This window comes from Pseudomonas sp. YuFO8 (assembly GCF_035065025.1).
In the GTDB taxonomy this organism is placed as follows: domain Bacteria; phylum Pseudomonadota; class Gammaproteobacteria; order Pseudomonadales; family Pseudomonadaceae; genus Aquipseudomonas; species Aquipseudomonas putida_AE.
Window position 1 is genome coordinate 22,198 of the sequence record NZ_JAXDEQ010000005.1, and the last position, 17,056, is coordinate 39,253.

The 17,056-nt window shown below is 59.8% G+C and carries 14 protein-coding genes; 11 read left to right on the forward strand and 3 right to left on the reverse strand.

All coding sequences use genetic code 11. From position 1 onward, the window contains the following. The first annotated feature begins 27 nt into the window (after positions 1–27). Entirely contained in the window at positions 28–915 is an 888-nt protein-coding gene (gene rarD, locus SOP95_RS06210) for an EamA family transporter RarD (RefSeq protein WP_323606569.1), read from the forward strand. A gap of 215 nt (positions 916–1,130) precedes the next feature. Here the strand turns inward: rarD and SOP95_RS06215 are convergent, their stop codons facing one another. Then, positions 1,131–1,649: a glycine cleavage system protein R gene (locus tag SOP95_RS06215; RefSeq protein WP_274075541.1), complete on the reverse strand. Its 519-nt coding sequence runs from the start codon at positions 1,647–1,649 to the stop codon at positions 1,131–1,133. 500 nt (positions 1,650–2,149) lie between these two features. On the opposite strand from SOP95_RS06215, the gene SOP95_RS06220 reads away from it, so the two are divergent. Then, entirely contained in the window at positions 2,150–4,327 is a 2,178-nt protein-coding gene (locus tag SOP95_RS06220; protein ID WP_323606570.1) for a malate synthase G, read from the forward strand. A 62-nt stretch (positions 4,328–4,389) separates the two neighbouring features. Here the strand turns inward: SOP95_RS06220 and SOP95_RS06225 are convergent, their stop codons facing one another. Further along, positions 4,390–5,298, reverse strand: a complete 909-nt coding sequence (locus tag SOP95_RS06225) for an EamA family transporter (RefSeq protein ID WP_274075543.1) — start codon at positions 5,296–5,298, stop codon at positions 4,390–4,392. Between the two features lie 373 nt (positions 5,299–5,671). After that, a complete protein-coding gene (locus SOP95_RS06230; protein ID WP_323606571.1) occupies positions 5,672–6,115 on the reverse strand; it encodes a response regulator in 444 nt (147 codons plus the stop codon). Positions 6,116–6,369: 254 nt separating this feature from the next. Between SOP95_RS06230 and SOP95_RS06235 the strand changes: the two genes are divergently transcribed. The 9 genes from SOP95_RS06235 (at position 6,370) to SOP95_RS06275 (ending at position 17,022) form a co-directional block, all read left to right on the forward strand. Further along, the gene (locus tag SOP95_RS06235; protein ID WP_274075545.1) at positions 6,370–8,310 is read left to right on the forward strand and encodes a putative nucleotidyltransferase substrate binding domain-containing protein; all 1,941 of its coding nucleotides are present in this window, start codon (positions 6,370–6,372) and stop codon (positions 8,308–8,310) included. Continuing rightward, the gene (locus SOP95_RS06240; protein WP_323606572.1) at positions 8,307–9,014 is read left to right on the forward strand and encodes a 3'-5' exonuclease; all 708 of its coding nucleotides are present in this window, start codon (positions 8,307–8,309) and stop codon (positions 9,012–9,014) included. Before SOP95_RS06235 ends, SOP95_RS06240 begins: the two co-directional genes overlap by 4 nt. Positions 9,015–9,239: 225 nt before the next feature. After that, positions 9,240–9,758, forward strand: coding sequence for an RNA polymerase sigma factor (locus tag SOP95_RS06245; protein WP_032831242.1), 519 nt, complete (start codon positions 9,240–9,242; stop codon positions 9,756–9,758). Continuing rightward, positions 9,755–10,717, forward strand: coding sequence for a FecR family protein (locus SOP95_RS06250; protein ID WP_323606573.1), 963 nt, complete (start codon positions 9,755–9,757; stop codon positions 10,715–10,717). The genes SOP95_RS06245 and SOP95_RS06250 overlap by 4 nt, the downstream gene beginning before the upstream one ends. A 121-nt stretch (positions 10,718–10,838) precedes the next feature. Beyond that, positions 10,839–13,268 carry a TonB-dependent siderophore receptor gene (locus SOP95_RS06255; protein ID WP_323606574.1) on the forward strand — a complete coding sequence of 810 codons (2,430 nt, stop codon included), beginning with the start codon at positions 10,839–10,841 and terminating at the stop codon, positions 13,266–13,268. 72 nt (positions 13,269–13,340) lie between these two features. Next, entirely contained in the window at positions 13,341–14,471 is a 1,131-nt protein-coding gene (locus tag SOP95_RS06260; RefSeq protein WP_323606575.1) for a PepSY-associated TM helix domain-containing protein, read from the forward strand. Continuing rightward, a complete protein-coding gene (locus SOP95_RS06265) occupies positions 14,468–14,647 on the forward strand; it encodes a hypothetical protein (protein ID WP_274075550.1) in 180 nt (59 codons plus the stop codon). The genes SOP95_RS06260 and SOP95_RS06265 overlap by 4 nt, the downstream gene beginning before the upstream one ends. Positions 14,648–14,922: 275 nt before the next feature. Further along, the gene (locus tag SOP95_RS06270; protein WP_323606576.1) at positions 14,923–16,224 is read left to right on the forward strand and encodes an MFS transporter; all 1,302 of its coding nucleotides are present in this window, start codon (positions 14,923–14,925) and stop codon (positions 16,222–16,224) included. 168 nt (positions 16,225–16,392) lie between these two features. Beyond that, positions 16,393–17,022: a glutathione S-transferase gene (locus SOP95_RS06275; RefSeq protein WP_323606577.1), complete on the forward strand. Its 630-nt coding sequence runs from the start codon at positions 16,393–16,395 to the stop codon at positions 17,020–17,022. Positions 17,023–17,056: the final 34 nt, after the last annotated feature.

Here is a 17,056-nt window from a genome sequence, read left to right on the forward strand (position 1 = left end):
TGTTAGCTGCCTAAGCAAGGATTCTGCATGCAAGCCGCCAACCCGCGTCGCGGGTACATCCTGGGCCTGAGTGCCTACATCATCTGGGGACTTTTCCCGCTCTATTTCAAAGCCATCGCCAGCGTGCCCGCCGTGGAGATCATCATTCACCGCGTACTGTGGTCTGCGCTGTTCGGCGCCTTGCTGCTGATGGTCTGGAAACACCCGGGCTGGTGGCGCGAGCTGCGGGAGAATCCGCGCCGGCTGGCGATCCTGGCCCTGAGCGGCACGCTGATCGCCGCCAACTGGCTTACCTATGTGTGGTCGGTGAACAACGGGCGCATGCTGGAGGCCAGCCTCGGCTACTACATCAACCCCTTGGTGAACGTACTGTTGGGGATGCTGATCCTCGGCGAACGGCTGCGCCGCATGCAATGGATTGCTGTGGGACTGGCGGCGGTTGGCGTGGCGCAACAGGTCTGGCAAGTCGGCAGCCTGCCCTGGGTGTCGCTGGTGCTGGCATTGACCTTCGGTTTCTACGGGCTGATTCGCAAGCAGGCGCCGGTCAAGGCGCTCCCGGGGTTGGTGGTCGAAACCTGGATGCTGGTGCCGATCGCGCTGGCCTGGTTGCTGCTCAATCCAACCGCCAGCAGCGCCCAGGCTGAATTCTGGACCACCTCCGAAGCCTGGTGGCTGGTGGCTGCCGGCCCGGTGACGCTGGTGCCGTTGGTCTGTTTCAACGCCGCCGCGCGGCATCTGCCCTACACGACACTTGGATTCCTCCAATACCTGGCGCCGACCCTGGTGCTGCTGCAAGCCGTCCTGCTGTTTGGCGAACACTTGTCGTCCAGTACGCTGGTGGCGTTCATCTTCATCTGGGCCGGCCTGGCGGTTTACAGCATCGATGCCTGGTTCAGCCTGCGTCGGCGCAGCTGATCAAAAAACGCACAAACCTCTGCAGGCCACGTTCTCCGTGGCCTGCACCGATCCTTCCCAAGGTTATCCACAGCGTGATCCCCGCCGTTTGTGCGCAAGTTGCTGAAACTGCTGGTTTTTTGATCAATCTTTGATAAGCCACGTCCGGCGTGGCCTGGCGGGCTGTCTCTACAGGTTATCCACAGGCAGGTGCACGTTTAATCTGGATAACCCGATCAAGGCTCACTGCGCAGTACCAATTCCACCATCAGATCGTCCGCCAGGGTTTCCAGGCGCGATTGCAGCACGTCCAGGGACAGCGTCAACGGCACCGCCAGTATCGCTTCGGCGTGGAACAGCGGCTCGCTGCTCATGGGCGCCGGACGCACTTCGGTCACCAGTCTTTCCAGGTTGACCCCCTGCTCACTGAGCAAGCGCGTGATGTCGCGCACGATCCCCGGCCGATCATTGCCCACCAGTTCCATGGCGATCGGTTTCCAGGTGCACGACTGTTCGATACCGCTTTCGGCGATCAATACGCGAATGCCATGGGCCGACAACCCTTGCAAGGCATCGACCAGTGAATCGTAGGCTTCCGCAGGCACCCCGACCCGAAGAATCCCGGCGAATTGCCCAGCCATGCGTGACATGCGGCTTTCCAGCCAGTTGCCGCCCTGCTCGGCGATGCATTGGGCAATGCGCTCGACCTGCCCAGGCTTGTCCGGTGCAAAAACAGTGAGTACGAGGTGGTCCATGGCGCAGCCCTCTTTTGTTATTGAAAGAGAAGTATAGGCAAGGGTGGTTGCTGTGCTGAATCGACTGACGCCATCGCCTGCAGGAGCTGGCTTGCCAGCGAAGCGATGCACCACCGATCTGAGCGAACAATAAATCGTGTACAACTTTTTATATTTAACTGGAACAATCTCATGGTTTTTTGAGAACATCCCGATCCGCGACGTGACTGCAATGCGTCATGGGGTCGCAGAACGACGTAATTAGTCTAATTTTCACAACCGCAACTCATCATGTAGTATGCCGCTGCGCGCACTACATAACGTTGGATCGATGTCCGCCACAGGCGCAGTCGCATCCCTGAAAGCCCTGTCAGCAAGGCCCTAAAGCCGTTGATTGGTCCCCACCCAGCCGTCAGAAATGGCATGTACTGGTCGCAGGGTTTGTGGTTTAAATGGCCAGAGGCTTCATTGTTAAATTGAAGAGCTGAAAAGCGAAATAGCTGAGCAGAGTGAGGCAAGCAATGACTGAACACGTTCAAGTCGGTGGCCTGCAGGTCGCCAAAGTCCTGTTCGACTTCGTGAACAACGAAGCCATTCCCGGTACCGGCCTCACCGCCGATAAGTTCTGGGCCGGTGCCGACAAGGTCATTCATGACCTGGCGCCGAAGAACAAAGCCCTACTCGCCAAACGCGATGATTTCCAGGCTCGTATCGATTCCTGGCACCAGGAACGCGCCGGCCAGGCGCACGATGCCGTGGCTTATAAAGCCTTCCTGCAAGACATCGGTTATCTGCTGCCAGAAGCGGCCGATTTCCAGGTAACGACGCAAAACGTCGATGAAGAAATCGCCCGCATGGCCGGTCCACAACTCGTGGTGCCGGTGATGAATGCCCGCTTCGCGCTCAACGCCTCGAACGCCCGCTGGGGTTCGCTGTATGACGCGCTCTACGGCACCGACGCCATCAGCGAAGGTGACGGCGCGGAGAAAGGCAAAGGCTACAACAAGGTTCGCGGCGACAAGGTCATCGCCTTCGCCCGCGCCTTCCTCGACGAAGCGGCGCCCTTGGCAGCCGGCTCCCACGTCGATTCCACGCACTACAACATCGTTGACGGCAAACTGGTGGTCGCCCTCAAAGGCGGCAGCAACAGCGGCCTGCGCAACGATGCCCAGCTGATCGGTTTCCAGGGCGATGCCTCGGCACCCACCGCGATCCTGCTGAAAAACAACGGCCTGCACTTCGAAATCCAGGTTGATGCCAGTACCCCGGTCGGCCAGACCGACGCAGCGGGTGTCAAAGACATCCTGATGGAAGCCGCGCTGACCACCATCATGGACTGCGAAGACTCGGTCGCCGCCGTCGACGCCGATGACAAGGTGGTGATCTACCGCAACTGGCTCGGCCTGATGAAGGGCGACCTGTCGGAAGAAGTCGCCAAGGGCGGCAAGACGTTTACCCGCACCATGAACGCCGACCGCACCTACACCGGTGTCGACGGTAACGCGGTGAACCTGCACGGTCGTTCGTTGTTGTTCGTGCGCAACGTCGGTCACCTGATGACCATCGACGCGATCCTCGATAAAGACGGCAACGAAGTGCCTGAGGGCATCCTCGATGGCCTGGTGACTTGCCTGGCGGCGATGCACAACCTCAACGGCAACACTTCGCGCAAAAACACCCGCACCGGCTCCGTCTACATCGTGAAGCCGAAGATGCACGGTCCTGAAGAAGCGGCGTTCACCAACGAGCTGTTCGGGCGCATCGAAGACGTGCTGGGCTTGGCGCGCAACACCCTGAAAGTCGGCATCATGGACGAGGAACGCCGTACCACGGTCAACCTCAAGGCCTGCATCAAGGCCGCCAGCGAGCGCGTGGTATTCATCAATACCGGTTTCCTTGACCGCACGGGCGATGAAATCCACACCTCCATGGAAGCCGGCCCGATGGTGCGCAAGGCTGACATGAAGGCGGAAAAATGGATCGGCGCCTACGAGAACTCCAACGTCGATATCGGCTTGAGCACCGGCCTGCAAGGTCGCGCGCAGATCGGTAAAGGCATGTGGGCCATGCCGGACCTGATGGCAGCGATGCTGGAACAGAAAATCGCTCACCCATTGGCCGGTGCCAACACCGCGTGGGTACCTTCGCCGACCGCCGCTGCGTTGCACGCGCTGCACTACCACAAGGTCGACGTGTTCGCCCGTCAGGCCGAACTGGCCAAGCGTGCCCATGCGTCGGTGGACGACATCCTGACCATCCCGCTGGCCGTGAACCCGCAGTGGACCGCCGAACAGATCCAGAACGAACTGGACAACAATAGCCAGGGCATCCTGGGTTATGTGGTGCGCTGGATCGACCAGGGTGTTGGTTGCTCGAAGGTGCCGGACATCAATGACGTCGGCCTGATGGAAGACCGTGCCACGCTGCGTATTTCCAGCCAGCACATCGCCAACTGGCTGCGCCATGGCATCGTCACCGAAGAGCAAGTGATGGAAAGCCTCAAGCGCATGGCGCCGGTGGTGGATCGTCAGAACGCCGGTGATGCGCTGTACCGTCCGCTGGCACCGAACTTCGACAGCAACATCGCCTTCCAGGCGGCGGTCGAACTGGTGGTGGAAGGTACCAAGCAGCCGAACGGCTATACCGAGCCGGTTCTGCACCGTCGTCGTCGCGAGTTCAAGGCCAGGAACGCGCTGTAAAATATAGTTGCTCGACAACAATCCCCCGGCCTTACGACCGGGGGATTATTGTTTTTGCCCCGTTATTTCCTGAGCCGTAAGGCGCTTTCAGCGATGTAGTTCGCAATTCTTGGTGCAAACATGAATATGGCAATACCCAGGACCGTAAGCACGAGGGCAAATAGTTTCACGCCTTCAATGGGTTCATCGAGCACATACCATGAAGTCAGGATACCGGATACCGGAACGATGACAGACAACGGGGCAACCTGGCTCGCCGGATACTTCCTGATCAAGCGGTTCCACGCCCAATAACCGAAAATGGTCGCCACGTACGCCTGGAACAGGATGGACAACAACACCGACGTATTCAAGTCCGTCAACAACGCCTCAAAGGGCTCAGCCCCCTTCACCCAATAAGTCATCAGGTACAGCGGCGCAATTGCATACAGACTCGACCAGACGACGAAGGAAAAGATGTCGACGACCTTGCTTTTCTTGATCAGTACATTGCAAAGACTCCAGCAAAAGGCTGCCAGTAGTATCAGGAACAGACCTTGGCTCTGGTCATGCGATTCGGTCATATGAATGATGAACATCAGCCCCACCAATGCCAGGAGAATACCTGCTACCTGAATGGCCGACATTTTTTCGCCGAATAACATCACTCCCCATATGACCGTAAAAAAGGCACTGAATTGCAGGAGCAAAGAAGTCACACCAGCACTGACCCCGAGAAACATTCCGTAGTTCATCAGCCAACACATTCCGACCCCGAACAACAAACCGTAAAGCGCGAGGGTTGAGGCACTGATGTTTTTCGGCTTAGGAACGAAAAACACCAACGGAAATGCACAAAAAGTGAAACGCAAGGCAGTCAGCATAAACGGGTCTATTCCATCGAGGCTGATATCAATGACCGAATAGTTGCTACCCCACATGACTGTTACTACGAGAATCAAAAGCAAGTCGCGCCAATCCATTTTTATCATGTTGTTCCCTTATAACCATCCACACGCACACACGTGAAAACTCTAACTTCCAGGCAAAAATGGAATCACTCAGCAAAATGAGAACACGCTTGTTCAATAGCGCCACTCAATGAGTCGCTTCCGGGCTAAGAAATCGGCATGTAATGATTAGTTATTATTTTTCTGAGTTGATTAAAAAACGGACACAACAAAAGTCATCCGAACTTCAATATTTGGGAAGATATCTGAAAACTTGAGCAACAACCGCCAGCTATTTATGAGCAGACTTGTCTCAACTCAAGGAGAAAAATTTAATTACACCCAGGAGAACGCAAACTCCACTCAAACACGGTTGAAAGGAGATACGAGGCAACTATCACTTACAAATGTTTGGTTACTGAATTCCTAGTTCTTGCTTGACCAGCGCTAACAACTTGTCGGCATCAATCGGCTTGAGCAGAAAGTCCACTACGCTCAGGTGCATCGCGGCTATCGCGTCTTTTACGTCGGCGTCGCCGGAGACGATGATGATCGGCATCGCCGCCCGCACAGACTCCCGCACCTGGCGAATCAGGTCCAGGCCATCGATATGGCCCATGCGCAGGTCGGTGATCACCAGGCCAATCGAGGGTTTCTCTTCCAACATCTTGAGTGCGGTTTCGCCACTGGCTGCCGTCATGCAACGAATGCCGTCCAATGCCAGGATCTCCGACAACAACTCTCGGGCGTCCTTGTCGTCGTCGACGATCAGCACCCGTTGCGGCGGCAGGTCGGGTTCCAGCATGACGTCACTGAGCGCCTGGCGCTCGGCGTCACTCAAAATATCGTGGTCGGACATGGCATTCTCTACATGTTCAATTCAATTCCCTAGCACAGTGGTGAGACATCGCTGAGCACACCATCAATGTGCACTCCGTCGGAAAATTTTCCAATAGGGCAAAGGTGAGGTTTTTCTCACGTTTGGGTAGGTTCTTTCCGAATCTGCATCACGTTTGCGGCCTACCTAGACTTACGTCCAATGGGCACCCCGACCGTAGGGGTCGACCATGGGTGAGTCATCCGACAACAACAATTCAAAAAAAGACTGCGGTAATGGTTATGAGTAAAGCGGACGCCTTCACACAGGCAGGGAAAACCGCGGTGTTGCAGAACATCCAGGGCACTTTGCAATTCCTTCAGCGCTTCCCGCCCTTCAACCAGATGGAACACGCGCACCTGGCGTACCTGGTCGAGCAATGTCAGCTGCGTTTTTATGCCCCCGGCGAGAGCATCATCAAGCCCGCGGACGGCCCGGTTGAGCACTTTTACATCGTCAAGCAGGGTCGGGTCGTCGGCGAACGGCCGCACACGGCCAAGGGCGGCACCGAAACCACTTTCGAAATCACCACCGGCGAGTGTTTCCCCCTCGCTGCGTTGCTGGGGGAGCGTGCGACCCGTACCGAACATCTCGCCGCCGAAGACACCTTTTGCCTGCAGCTGAACAAACTTGCATTCATCAAGTTGTTCGCCATTTCCGGCACCTTCCGCGATTTTGCCCTGCGTGGTGTGAGCAGCCTGCTGGACCAGGTCAATCAGCAGGTCCAGCAAAAAGCCGTGGAAACCCTGGGCACCCAATATTCTCTCAACACCCGCCTGGGTGAATTGGCCATGCGCCATCCAGTGATGTGCAGCCCAATCACACCCCTGCGTGAGGCCGTGACCCAGATGCACGAGCAGCAGGTCGGCAGCATTGTGATCGTCAATGAACATAAGGCGCCGCTGGGGATTTTCACCCTGCGTGATCTGCGTCATGTGGTGGCCAACGGCACCGGCGACTTCAGCGAGGCGATCGAGCGGCATATGACCCGGTCGCCGTTTTTTCTGTCTCCGGACCACAGCGCCTTCGATGCCGCGATTGCAATGACCGAGCGGCATATCGCCCACGTCTGCCTGGTCAAGGATCAGCGCCTGTGCGGCGTGGTCTCCGAACGCGATCTGTTTTCCCTGCAACGGGTCGACCTGGTGCACTTGGCGCGCACCATTCGCAGCGCCCAGCGTGTGGAAAACCTGGTGCTGCTGCGGGGCGAGATCGGTCAACTGGTGGAGCGCATGCTGGCCCACGGCGCGTCTTCGACCCAGATCACCCACATCATTACTCTGCTCAACGACCACACCGTATGCCGGGTGATCGAGCTGACCCTGGCCGAGAAAGGCGACCCGGGTATCCCGTTCAGCTGGCTGTGTTTCGGCAGCGAAGGTCGCCGCGAACAGACGCTGCACACCGACCAGGACAACGGCATTCTGTTCGAAGCACAGGACGCCGCCCACGCCGCCGAGATTCGCGGAAAACTGCTGCCCATCGCCCATCAGATCAACCAGAGCCTGGCGCTCTGCGGTTTCACCCTGTGCAAAGGCAACATCATGGCCGGCAATCCCGAGCTGTGCCTGTCCCGGGCCGAATGGGCGCGACGCTTTGCGGCGTTTATCCGAGAGGCCACGCCAGAGAACCTGTTGGGTTCAAGTATTTACTTCGATTTGCGCGTGGTCTGGGGCAGCGAGCAAGGCTGCGAACAGTTGCGTCGGGGGATTCTCGACCAGGTGGCCGACAACCGCCTGTTCCAGCGCATGATGGCGGAAAACGCACTGCGCAATCGTCCTCCCGTAGGACGTTTCCGTGAGTTCGTGCTGGCGCGCAAAAATGGTGAGAAGGCCACTCTGGACCTGAAGATCCAGGGCCTGACTCCCTTCGTCGACGGCGCGCGGTTACTTGCCCTGGCCCACGGCATCGAAGCGAACAACACATTAGAGCGCTTCCGCCAGCTGGTGGCCAAGGAGGTCATCGAGCCACTGGACGGCGCGGCGTACGAAGAGGCTTATCACTTCATCCAGCAAACCCGCATGCAACAACATCAGCTGCAGACCCGGGAAAATTTGCCCTACTCCAACCGGGTCGATCCCGACAGCCTCAATCATCTGGATCGACGCATCCTGCGTGAATCCCTGCGCCAGGCTCAACGCCTGCAAAGCAGCCTGACCCTGCGGTACCAACTATGAGCCTGTTTTCATGGCTGCGCCCCGCAGGCCCAAGCTTGTCCGTAGAGCTGCAGCAGCGCCTTCAATGCCTGCCAACGGTGGGCGGATTGAGTGAATGCAGCCTGCGCGAGCAGCGCTGGGTCGTGCTCGACCTGGAAACCACCGGGCTGAACATGAACAAGGACCGAGTACTGTCCATCGGCGCCGTGGTCATCGAGGATGGCGCAATCGACTTCAGTCGCCAGTTCGAGCGCACGTTGCAATGCGACGAACTCAAACTCGGCCCCAGTGTGCTGATTCACGGCCTGGGACCCAGCGCCATTGCCGCCGGCAGCGATCCGGCCGAAGCGTTACTGGAGTTCATGGAGTTTGTCGGCGACAGCCCGGTGCTGGCCTTTCATGCGCCGTTCGACCAGCACATGCTGGGACGCGCATTGAAAGATCACCTGGGCTACAAGTTGCAGCATGCTTTCCTGGATGTGGCGGATATCGCCCCTTTGCTGTGTCCCCAGGCCAACATCCGCGAAGCCGGTCTGGACGAGTGGATCGACTGGTTCAAGCTGGAAGTCTTCGAGCGTCACAACGCCAGCGCCGACGCCCTGGCGACCGCCGAACTGGCGCTGATCCTGTTCAGCCGCGCGCGTCAGCAGCATATCCATAGCCCGTTGAACTTGCAGCAGCGGTTGAATCAGTGGAAGCGGCGGCAGCAAACCCATTCCTTTTGACACCCCCCCTGTAGGAGCGAGCTTGCTCGCGAAAAAACATCAGGCGCATCGGTCCTACCGGCAAAACGCGTCATCGTTGACGTTTTTCGCGAGCAAGCTCGCTCCTACAAGGTCTTACGACAAACCCTACCCCTACCCGACCGGTGTCAATTGCTTACCTTCCTCGCCTCTGACAGAATCGCGAACAATTCTCGTTAGTTAACACTTCCCAATCGGTGATGCTGCGTGTCGTCAGTCCCAAGCCCGCAAAGTGAGCTCGTTGGTGCGCTATATCGCGACCACCGCGGTTGGCTATTGGCCTGGCTACGGCGCAATGTCGCCTGCCCGCAACGGGCCGAGGACCTGAGCCAGGACACCTTCGTGCGCCTGCTCGGACGTGAGGAACTCAAAGAGCCGCGCGAGCCGCGGGCGTTCCTGGTGGCGATTGCCAAGGGCCTGCTGTTCGACTACTTCCGCCGCGCCGCGCTGGAACAGGCTTACCTCACCGAACTGATGCTGATTCCAGAAGCCGAACAACCGTCGGTGGAAGAACAGCAAATGATCCTCGAAGACCTGAAAAACATCGATCGTCTGCTGGGCAAGCTGTCGAGCAAGGCCCGTGCGGCGTTTCTCTACAATCGTCTCGATGGCCTGGGCCACGCGGAAATTGCCGAGCGCCTCGGGGTGTCGGTGCCGCGGGTGCGCCAGTACCTGGCCCAGGGCATCCGTCAGTGCTACATCGCCTTGTACGGTGAGCCAACATGAGCCCGGTCAGCTCCAAGCCGGTGTCGGCGCAGGTGCTCGATGCCGCCATCGCCTGGCAACTGTCCCTGGACTCCGGCAACCCGGTGGAACGCGAAGAGTTCGCCAAATGGCACGCCGCCCACGAAGAACACGCCCGCGCCTGGCGTCAACTGGGCATGCTCGACCAGCGTTTCAGCGTCGCCAGCGGCCCGGCCCGCACCGCCCTGCTGCAATCGCGCGAAGGCATTCGCCGGCGGGTGCGCAAGCTTGGCAGCGGCCTGGCCAGCGTCGTTGCAGTGCTGGGGTTGGCGCTGTTTGCCGGTGAGCGTTACCTGCCAATCGACTATTGGCTGGCCGACCAACGCACCGCCACCGGCGAGCAACGCACCATCCGCCTGGATGATGGCACCCTGATCAACCTCAACACCCACAGTGCGGTGGACGTGCGTTTCGATGAGAAGCAGCGGCTGGTCATCCTGCAGGAAGGCGAAATCCTGATCGAAACCGGTCACGGCGATGCCCGGCCGTTTATCGTTGAAACCCGCGAAGGCAGCATGCGCGCCCTGGGTACGCGGTTCCTGGTCAAGCGTGAAGAGCAAGGCACGCGACTGAGCGTGCTGCAATCGGCGGTGGCCGCCCATCCGCAATCCAGTCCCGAAGAGCAAATTCTGCGCGAAGGCCAGCAAATGCTGATTCGCAGCGACGGCCTGGGCCCGATTGCCGCGCTCAACCTCGGCGCCGATGCCTGGACCCGCGGCATGCTGGTGGTGGACAACGCGCGGCTGGAGGATCTGGTGCGTGAAATCGGTCGCTATCGCCCGGGTCACCTGGGTGTGGCGCCGGAAGTGGCTGATCTGCGGATCACCGGTAGCTTCCCACTCAAGGATACCAACCTGGCCCTGAACGCGTTGTTGCCGACCCTGCCGGTGCAGATCGAACAGCACACGCCATGGTGGGTGACGGTGGCGGCCAAGCCCTGACAGGTGGTGCAGGACACCGTGCAAATGATGAATCGAAATTATTTTCATCCAGCCCTATCACTTTTTGATTTTCGTCCGGCACCTAGGCAATTGAGAAGTATTCACTTTCAGGAGCCGCTGTATGTCCCGTTCGCTAGACACCTTGTTGCGCCCCGGTTTGCTGGCGCTTGCCATCGCTCTTTGCTCTCCCTTGGCCAGCAGCCAACTGATCGCCGCTGAACAGGCGTCCAGTGTTCGCGCTTACAACCTGCCGGCCGCCCCCCTGGCCAGCACCCTGAACCATATCGCCAGCCAGGCCGGCCTGGCGCTGTCGTTGAACCCGTCGCTGGCCGCCGGCAAGACGTCGGCCCCGGTCCAGGGCCAGTTCGACGCGGCCGGCGCCCTGCGCGAAGCCCTGCGTGGCACCGGTCTGCAACTGGAACAAAGCGGCGGCACCTACACCCTGGTGGCGGTGCCCGAGGGCGTGATGGCGCTGCCGGCGACCAGCGTCATCGGCGTGGAAGCAGATACTGAAAACGCCTGGGGCCCGGTGCAGGGGTATCTGGCCAAGCGCACGGCCGCCGGGACCAAGACCGACACCGCGCTGGTCGAGGTGCCGCGTTCGATTTCGATTGCAACGCGCGACCAGATGGACGACCGCAACGTGCACAGCCTCGACGACGCCGTGCGCTACATGCCCGGCATCACCGCCAGCAGCTACGGCAGCGATACCCGCGCCGACTGGTTGCGCGTGCGCGGCTTCGAGCCGACCCAGTTCCTCGATGGCCTGCCACTGCCTAAAGGCGTGTACGCCAACCCGAAACAGGAGACCTGGAACCTCGATCGCCTGGCCCTGCTGCGTGGCCCGGCTTCGTCGATCTACGGCCAGACCCCGCCGGGCGGCCTGCTGGACATGGTCAGCCGCCGTCCCAGCGCTGAATCGAGCAACGAGATCCAGATGCAGTACGGCAGCGACAATCATCGCCAGATCAACTTCGCCAGCACCGGCAAGATCGACGATGAAGGACAATTCCTCTACGGCCTGAGCGGTGTGGTCCGCGACAGCGGGACGCAGATCGACCACGTCGACAACAAGCGCTACAACATTGCGCCCAGCCTGACCTGGAACATCGACGAAGACACCACCTTCACTCTGCTCTCGCAGTTCACTCGTGACGATACCGGGATCACCAGCCAGTTCCTGCCGATCCAGGGCACCAGGATCCATTCACCGCTCGGCGATATTTCCCACCACAAAAACCTGGGCGACCCGGACTGGGAATACTACGACCGCACCTACTACGCACTGGGTTACGCCTTTGAACATCGTTTGAACGATGTCTGGCAGTTCCGCCAGAACCTGCGCTACACCAAGTCGGACCTGTCCTTCCAGGCGCTCACCGTCGGCGCCTATCCGTTCACTCAGGTCGATGCCGACGGCAACGTGGGCCGAACCAGTACCTCGACCGACGAGGACATCAGCCAGTTCGCCGTGGATAACAACTTCCAGGCCGACTTCGCCACCGGCGATGTCCAGCACACCTTGTTGCTCGGCCTCGATCACCAGCGCAGCAACACCAACTACACCTCGATCTTCGGCGATGGCCTGACCACCAACGTCAACAACCCGATTTATGGCCAGCCGATCGTGCGTCCACCACGCTCCGACGCGTTTTATGACTACGACCAGAAGACCTATCAGACCGGCCTCTACATCCAGGATCAGCTGGCCCTCGACCAATGGCGCCTGACCCTGGGCGGCCGCGAAGACTGGGTCCACACCGGCACCAAGTTCTTCAACAAGGGCGATGCCACCAACACCGAACGCGATACCAACTTCAGCGGCAACGCGGCGATCAGCTACGTGTTCGACAACGGCATCGTGCCGTACCTGTCGTACGCCGAATCGTTCCAGCCAACCAGCAACGCCACCGCATCGCCGACCGATTCGTTCAAGCCGACTGAAGGCGAACAATGGGAACTGGGCATCAAGTACCAGCCACCGGGCAGCGATACCTTGCTGAGCGCGGCGATCTACGACTTGACCCAGAAAAACGTTTCGGTCACCACGACCAATTCGGCCGGCGTCAATATCACCAGCCAGACCGGTGAAGTGAAGGTCAAGGGCCTGGAGCTGGAAGCCGTTTCCGACGTGACCGAAAACCTCAAGGTGATCGCGGCCTACACCCTGGCCAAGTCCGAAGTGCAGGATGGCACTTTCAAAGGCAACCGCCTGCAGCTGATGCCTAATCAACAGGCTTCGCTGTGGACCGACTACACCTGGCACAACGGCGTGATGGACGGGTTCGGCGTGGGCGGCGGCGTTCGCTACACCGGCAATACCTACGGCGACCAGGCCAACACCGAGCTGGGCAAGGCTGACGCCTACACAGTGTTCGACGCTGCCGTTCATTACGACCTCGGTCGCCTGGACAACAGCCTCAAAGGTGCCTCGCTGGCGCTGAACGCGACCAACCTGTTCGACAAGGACTACATCTCGACTTGCGACAGTTTCTACTGCTACTACGGCGACCAACGCAGTGTCGTCGCCAGTGCCACCTACAAGTGGTAACGGCTTGACCCGACAGGCCCAACGACCCGGCCGTCCTTCGTGGACGGCTTAGGTTTTTCTGAAGGCTATGAAATGAAAAGTAAAACAATTCGCCGCTGGTCCTTCGTCCACACCTGGACCAGCCTGATCTGCACCGTGTTTCTGCTGATGCTGGCACTGACCGGCCTGCCGTTGATCTTCCACCACGAGATCGACCATCTGCTGGGCGATGCCGCCGAGCTGAAGCAGATGCCGGCGGACACCCCGCAGCTGAATTTGCAGCAACTGGTGCAGGCCGCTGAAAAACATCGTCCCGGCGAAGTCATGCAGTACTTCGGTTTCGACGAGGACGAACCCAACGGCGCGATCGCGATCATGGCGGCCACCGCCGGCACCGAGCCGAACTCGTCCCACACCTTCATGCTCGACGCCCGCACCGGCGAAGCGCTGGAGATGCCGTCGGCCAATGGCGGCTTCATGATGGTCATGCTGCGCCTGCACGTGGACATGTTCGCCGGGCTGCCGGGCAAGTTGCTGCTGGCGTTCATGGGGTTGCTGTTCGTCGTCGCGATCGTGTCCGGCACCGTGTTGTACCTGCCGTTCATGCGCCGCTTGAAATTCGCCACCGTGCGCCAGGACAAGTCCACCCGCCTGCGCTGGCTTGACCTGCACAACCTGATCGGCGTAGTGACTTTGACCTGGGCGCTGGTGGTGGGTGTAACCGGCGTGATCAGTGCCTGCGCCGACCTGCTCATCGCCGCGTGGCGCAACGACAGCCTGAGCGCGATGGTCGCGCCGTATCGCGATGCGCCGCCATTGACGCAACTGGCGCCGGCCACGCGTTTGCTCGACATCGCCAAGGAAGTCGCACCCGGCATGCAGCCGGATTTCATTGCCTTCCCCGGCACGCGGTTCTCCAGCGAGCACCATTACGCGGTGTTCATGAAAGGCAGCACGCACCTGACCTCGCACTTGCTGACGCCGGTACTGATCGACGCCAGCACCCTGCAAGTCACCGCCGTGGCCGAACGACCGTGGTACATGGACGCCATGGGCATGTCACAACCGTTGCACTTCGGTGACTACGGCGGCATGCCGATGCAGATTCTCTGGGCGACCCTGGATGTGCTGACGATCATTGTGCTCGGCAGCGGCGTCTACCTGTGGGTGGTGCGGCGCAAGGCTGCGAAACCCGTGCTGGAAAAAGCGGAGAGCGTGGCATGAGGCCCCGGCAGTCGAATTTCTGGAAGGTGTTCGCCACCCCCACCGTCATCGCCTTATTCAGTGCGGCGGGGTTGTTCGCCGCGCTGCTGGGCGATGGGATCTGGGATGCCTTGAGCTGGCTTGGCCTGGGTATTCCAGCCGCCCTCGCCCTGCGCGGCCTCCTCCAACGCCGATAATGCGCCCCCTCTGTAGGAGCGAGCTTGCTCGCGATAAACCTGAGAACGCCTCGGGGAGTCAGGCTTCCAGTGTCATATTGAAGGCCATCGCGAGCAAGCTTGCCCCTACAAGTCATACGACGACAATGCCCCCCCGCCCGTCGCCTCACTCAGCGTAATCCCTGACATATTTGTTGACACATTCACCCTTGCGCTTCTATAAAGGCGCATGTTGTACGACAACCTACAACAAATGCGACACCCACAATAAATCCAAGAAAAATGACGGTGATGTGATGAAAGTCAAAGGCATCCGCTGGTGGATGGTCGGTCTGGTAACTGCCGGTCTGATCGTCAACTACCTCGCTCGCAATACCCTGTCAGTGGCCGCCCCGACCCTGATGAGCGAAATGAACATTACCACCGAGCAGTACTCACACATCGTGGTCGCCTGGCAGGTCTGCTATGCGCTGATGCAACCGGTAGCCGGCTACATCATCGATGCCATCGGCACCAAAATGGGCTTCGCGATCTTTGCCTTCGCCTGGTCGATTGCCTGCGCGCTGGCTGCATTGGCGAGTGGCTGGCAGGGCCTGGCATTCGTTCGTGGCCTGCTCGGGCTGACGGAAGCGGCAGGCTTGCCGGCGGCCGTGAAAGCCACCACCGAATGGTTTCCGGCCAAGGAGCGTTCGGTAGCCATTGGCTGGTTCAACATCGGCTCATCGATCGGCGCACTGCTGGCGCCACCCTTGGTGGTCTGGGCGATCCTGCACAGTGGCTGGGAACTGGCGTTCCTGATCGTCGGGGGCCTGGGCGTACTCTGGAGCTTGCTGTGGGTGCTCCTCTACAAACATCCCCGGGACCAGAAACGCCTGGGCGATGAAGAGCGCGCCTACATCCTCAGCGGCCAGGAAGACCACTTCAAGGAACCGGCGACGAAAAAGGGCAGTTGGAAGAAAATCATCGGCAGCCGTAACTTCTACGCCATCGCCAGCGCGCGGATCCTTTCCGAGCCGGCCTGGCAGACTTTCAATGCCTGGATTCCGTTGTACCTGATGACCGAACGGCACATGAACATCAAGGAGATCGCGATGTTCGCCTGGCTGCCGTTCCTCGCCGCCGACCTGGGCTGCGTGCTCGGTGGCTACCTGAGCCCGTTCTTCCACAAGCACTGCAAAGTGTCGCTGTTCACCTCGCGCAAAATGGTCCTGCTGTTCGGTGCCTCGTGCATGATCGGCCCGGCATGCATCGGCCTGGTCGCCAGCCCGTACACGGCGATTGCGCTGCTGTGCATCGGCGGTTTCGCCCACCAGACCTTGTCAGGTGCGTTGTACGCGATCACCTCTGACTCGTTCGGCAAAAACGAAGTGGCCACGGCCACAGGCATGGGCGGCATGTTCGGCTACCTCGGCGCGGCCGCTTTCACTCTGGTGTTCGGCGTGATGGTGACCAAGATCGGCTACAGCCCGCTGTTCGTGACTTTGGCGATTTTCGACATCGTCGCCGCCTTCATCGTCTGGACTGTTGCCCGGGAACTCAAGCCTCAGCAGACCGCTTCGGGCCCTGAAGCCGGTCAGACGCTGCAACCGGCCAGCTAAAACGCAAAACCTGTGGGAGCGGGCTTGCTCGCGAATGCGATATGTCATCTGATTAATTGTTGACTGACACGACGCCTTCGCGAGCAAGCCCGCTCCCACATGGCTCATCTTGAACCCACGCATCAACGCGCTATGCTGCCCGACACCTCCTCTGACCGAGACGTCGCCATGTCCACCCCGAGCATGACCCTCTACTACAACCCCCTCTCCCCCTTCGTGCGCAAAGTCATGGTGCTCCTGCACGAAACCGGTCAACAGGACCGCGTCGCCCTGCAGAACTGCGTACTCACGCCGGTCGACCCGGACCAGACCCTGATCGACGACAACCCCCTGAGCAAGATCCCCGCCCTGCGCCTGGCCGACGGCAGCGTCATCCACGACAGCCGGGTGATCCTCGATTACCTGGACCACCAGCACGTCGGCAACCCGCTGATCCCCCGCGAAGGCTCGGCCCGCTGGCGGCGCCTGACCCTCGCCTCCATGGCCGACGGGATCATGGACGCCGCGGTACTCGTACGCTACGAAGTCGCCCTGCGCGCCCCGGAAAAACACTGGGACCAATGGCTCGACGGCCAGCGCGATAAAATTCGCCGTGCACTGGCATTGCTGGAGAAAGACGCGATTGCCGAGCTGACCAGTCACTTCGACGTGGCGGCGATCAGCGCCGCCTGTGCATTGGGTTATCTGGATCTGCGCCACCCGGATCTGGATTGGCGGAAAGCGAATCCGCAGTTGGCGGCGTGGTATTTCGAGGTGAGTCAGCGGCCTTCGATGCTGGCGACGATGCCCAAGGTTTAGCACTTCGCTGGTTGAAGTGACGTTTGATGCTGCG

What these genes read in the sequence shown, in the direction of transcription:
- SOP95_RS06270 (WP_323606576.1), top strand. Translation starts at nt 14,923, where the DNA reads ATGAAAGTCAAAGGCATCCGCTGGTGGATGGTCGGTCTGGTAACTGCC.
- SOP95_RS06225 (WP_274075543.1), bottom strand. Translation starts at nt 5,298, where the DNA reads ATGATAAAAATGGATTGGCGCGACTTGCTTTTGATTCTCGTAGTAACA.
- rarD (WP_323606569.1), top strand. Translation starts at nt 28, where the DNA reads ATGCAAGCCGCCAACCCGCGTCGCGGGTACATCCTGGGCCTGAGTGCC.
- SOP95_RS06230 (WP_323606571.1), bottom strand. Translation starts at nt 6,115, where the DNA reads ATGTCCGACCACGATATTTTGAGTGACGCCGAGCGCCAGGCGCTCAGT.
- SOP95_RS06220 (WP_323606570.1), top strand. Translation starts at nt 2,150, where the DNA reads ATGACTGAACACGTTCAAGTCGGTGGCCTGCAGGTCGCCAAAGTCCTG.
- SOP95_RS06240 (WP_323606572.1), top strand. Translation starts at nt 8,307, where the DNA reads ATGAGCCTGTTTTCATGGCTGCGCCCCGCAGGCCCAAGCTTGTCCGTA.
- SOP95_RS06250 (WP_323606573.1), top strand. Translation starts at nt 9,755, where the DNA reads ATGAGCCCGGTCAGCTCCAAGCCGGTGTCGGCGCAGGTGCTCGATGCC.
- SOP95_RS06215 (WP_274075541.1), bottom strand. Translation starts at nt 1,649, where the DNA reads ATGGACCACCTCGTACTCACTGTTTTTGCACCGGACAAGCCTGGGCAG.
- SOP95_RS06260 (WP_323606575.1), top strand. Translation starts at nt 13,341, where the DNA reads ATGAAAAGTAAAACAATTCGCCGCTGGTCCTTCGTCCACACCTGGACC.
- SOP95_RS06275 (WP_323606577.1), top strand. Translation starts at nt 16,393, where the DNA reads ATGTCCACCCCGAGCATGACCCTCTACTACAACCCCCTCTCCCCCTTC.
- SOP95_RS06235 (WP_274075545.1), top strand. Translation starts at nt 6,370, where the DNA reads ATGGTTATGAGTAAAGCGGACGCCTTCACACAGGCAGGGAAAACCGCG.
- SOP95_RS06255 (WP_323606574.1), top strand. Translation starts at nt 10,839, where the DNA reads ATGTCCCGTTCGCTAGACACCTTGTTGCGCCCCGGTTTGCTGGCGCTT.
- SOP95_RS06265 (WP_274075550.1), top strand. Translation starts at nt 14,468, where the DNA reads ATGAGGCCCCGGCAGTCGAATTTCTGGAAGGTGTTCGCCACCCCCACC.